The sequence below is a fragment of the Methylophaga sp. UBA5088 genome (assembly GCF_002414625.1).
Classification (GTDB): Bacteria; Pseudomonadota; Gammaproteobacteria; order Nitrosococcales; family Methylophagaceae; genus Methylophaga; species Methylophaga marina.
Genome location: NZ_DIAC01000051.1, coordinates 78,162 through 81,586, shown reverse-complemented (window position 1 = coordinate 81,586; position 3,425 = coordinate 78,162). Strand labels below are relative to the sequence as shown.

Here is a 3,425-nt window from a genome sequence, read left to right as displayed (position 1 = left end):
ATTGGTGGTGGTACGACTTGGGGATGGTATTCATACGATCCGGATCTGAACCTGTTTTACTATGGTACGGGTAACCCATCGACATGGAATCCACTGCAACGTCCTGGTGATAACAAATGGACTATGTCATTGTTTGCCCGTGATTTAGATACAGGCATGGCGAAATGGATTTATCAAATGACGCCACATGATGAATGGGATTACGACGGTGTCAACGAAGTCATTCTTGCCGATCAAAAAGTCAAAGGCAAAATGCGCAAAACAGCAGTGCATTTTGACCGTAATGGTTTTGGCTACACCATGGATCGTGCATCAGGTGAATTATTAGTCGCCAACAAGTTTGATCCTTCGGTTAACTGGGCGAATAGCGTTAATCTGAAAACAGGCTTACCCGACCGTAATAAACAGTTCTCTCCTGAACATAATGGTGAAGATACAAACACGACTGGAATCTGCCCGGCAGCACATGGTGCTAAGGATCAACAACCTGCTGCATACTCACCAAAAACGGGCCTGTTCTATGTGCCAACAAACCATATTTGTATGGACCTGGAACCATTTGAGGTGGAATATTTAGCGGGTCAACCTTATGTAGGCGCCTCAGTCAATATGTTTGCTGCTGAAAAAGACAATATGGGCAACTTTATTGCCTGGGATGCACGTGAAGGTAAAATCGTCTGGTCTGATAAAGAAAGATTCTCAGTATGGTCAGGTGCTTTAGCGACAGCCGGTGATGTCGTCTTCTACGGTACTTTAGAAGGATATTTAAAAGCAGTTGATGCTCAAACTGGACGTGAGCTATGGCGTTTCAAAACCCCATCAGGCATCGTGGGCAATGTGAACACCTATAAACACGATGGCAAACAATATATTGCTATCTTGTCAGGCATTGGTGGCTGGGCTGGTATCGGCATGACCAACAACCTGGAAAATGACACCGATGGCTTAGGTGCTGTTGGTGCCTACAAATCGTTATCAAGCTGGACTTCTTTAGGTGGCGTTCTGAGCGTGTTCAGCCTATAAGATCATCCTAATACTATAGATTGACACAGTGCATAAGACTCCGGTGATAGACATATCATCGGAGTCTTTTTTTATGGGGGATCAATTTATTTTCTCTGCTTCCAAAGAAAACAGCTTGCACGTTGAGGTAACCTTATTAATCCTCAATCTTTTTAAATGGATTTTCTTCAGGCAAAAAAAAGCCCTCATCAGAAAACTGAGAGGGCGAAGGGAAAACCAATGAAAGCCGTAAAGCTGAATTTAATAATAGATAAACACGGCTTATTCTAATATAGGAAAAACTCCTTTTATCTCTCAGCTCAAGTCAGTTTTTTCTCTCCTCTTGGATAATAGAATTGTTCCACTCAAACCTTAGAGGAGTACTTGTAGTCAAGAATCGACCACTAAGAGAGGGCTTACAGCTCAAAGCAAACAGATATAACTCGCCTAGTGTTCTCCATACCCATTGCAAACCAAGTCTGCATGAGTGCTTAACTACTCTTCAGTGGCTGATGGCTACTATAACGATTTAATCATTCTTCTGGATATGGATAAAAAAAAGGCCCTGCAAGCAGGGCCTTTTATCATCACTTGTAATGTTGTCTTGTTTTATTCGTTAACAACGAAATCAACACGACGGTTTTTCGCTCTTCCAGCGTCTGTATCATTTGTAGCAACTGGGAATTTTTCACCCATACCTACTGGGATAAGGTAGCTACCGTTAATACCACGAGAAGTCAGGTAGTCAACAACAGACTGAGCACGTTCTTGTGACAGTTTTTGGTTGTATGCTTCACTACCGATGCTATCAGTGTGACCTTCAACACGTACTTCAACAACGCTATCAGTATCTTTCAGAACAGAAACAGCTTCTTCAAGAATTTGTTTCGCATCGTCAGTCAACGTCGCTTTATCAAATGCGAAATTAACGCCTTCTAAAGACAGCACTTTTTCACCTGCTAATGGGCAACCATCTTGGTCAACAATGACGCCTTTAGGTGTATTAGGGCACAGATCTTTGTAGTCAGGCACTGCATCACCATCAGAGTCAAGCGCACAACCTACGCGGTCAACAGTCACACCAGGAGGTGTTTGTTGGCACATGTCGATACCGTCGTACACACCATCTTTATCTGTGTCATATGCACAACCATTTTGATCAACTAAGGCACCTGGAGGTGGCTCTACAGCACATACTGGTTTTTCTACTGCTGCTTCTTGTTCTTCTTCACCGTTAGGGCAAAGTAATAGTGCGAGCATTGAACCTACTACAGCACTTCCAGCTGCAGCATCAGAATCACCTGCGGCAGCGCCTGCGGCACCACCAACTAGAGCACCACCTACTGCACACATAATGTTTTGGTTAGTTGTTTTCGGATTACCCGCACAACCAGCCAGCAAAGCTATTGCAAACGCTGCTGACAGGAGTTTTGATAATTTCATATTGCCTTCCTTTTCCGTAGAAAAATAAATGAACACGTCTTAAATTTTGATTTGCTCAATACCGAGTGTGGTACTTTCGCTACATATTAAACCAGTATTTGCTTGACGTCTAATAGATCTTATTAGTGATTGCGTGAATGCTGTGTCAAAAAAACAACAGCTACATACGCCCTATTACATCCTCAGGTTCAGCTTGTAAGGATAAACTGGAAACAGCACTGTCTTTAGCCAGTTCCCCCGACTCCATACCCAATTTAATCATTAGCCGTACTTCATTAGCTGAATCAGCGTTACGTAAGGCTTCCTCGTAGCTGATTTCACCGGCTTTGTACAAGTCATAGACGGCCTGATCAAATGTCTGCATACCCAGCTCTTTAGAGCGTTTCATCACTTCTTTAATTTCATAAACCTTGCCCTTCTCGATTAAATCAGCAATCAGCGGCGTATTCAGAAGCACCTCAACCGCAACAGCCCTGCCCGAGCCATCTTTTTTAGGGATTAGTCGCTGAGCGATAACGGCTTTCAGATTTAAGGAAAGATCTAAAAATAACTGTTGATGACGCTCTTCAGGAAAAAAGTTGATAATCCTGTCCATAGCCTGGTTCGCGTTATTTGCATGTAAGGTGGATAAACAAAGATGACCGGTTTCGGCAAATGCGACACCGTAATCCATCGTCTCACGGGTACGTATCTCACCAATCATGATCACATCCGGCGCCTGCCGCAAAGAGTTACGAAGCGCGATTTCATACGAGTCAGTGTCTATTCCAACTTCTCGTTGTGTAACAACACAGCCAGCGTGTTTATGGTCAAACTCAATAGGATCTTCAATCGTCAAAATGTGACCCGTACTATTCTGATTACGGTAACCGATCATGGCAGCCAATGTCGTTGACTTACCACTGCCTGTTGCACCGACAAAAATGACTAAACCACGTTTTGTCATCGATAATTCTTTGATGACTTGAGGCACATGGATG

Annotated in this window: 3 protein-coding genes; 1 reads left to right on the top strand and 2 read right to left on the bottom strand. The window is 43.4% G+C overall.

What is annotated here, in order from left to right:
- The coding region (locus B4K20_RS07280) for a PQQ-binding-like beta-propeller repeat protein (protein ID WP_289282417.1) at positions 1-1,023 on the top strand (1,023 nt) is incomplete at its 5' end.
- A gap of 588 nt (positions 1,024-1,611) precedes the next feature.
- Here the strand turns inward: B4K20_RS07280 and B4K20_RS07275 are convergent.
- Positions 1,612-2,445 carry an OmpA family protein gene (locus B4K20_RS07275; protein WP_286303644.1) on the bottom strand — a complete coding sequence of 278 codons (834 nt, stop codon included), beginning with the start codon at positions 2,443-2,445 and terminating at the stop codon, positions 1,612-1,614.
- A gap of 160 nt (positions 2,446-2,605) precedes the next feature.
- Positions 2,606-3,425 (bottom strand): PilT/PilU family type 4a pilus ATPase (locus B4K20_RS07270; RefSeq protein ID WP_289282416.1); only part of this gene is annotated, 820 nt, incomplete at its 5' end.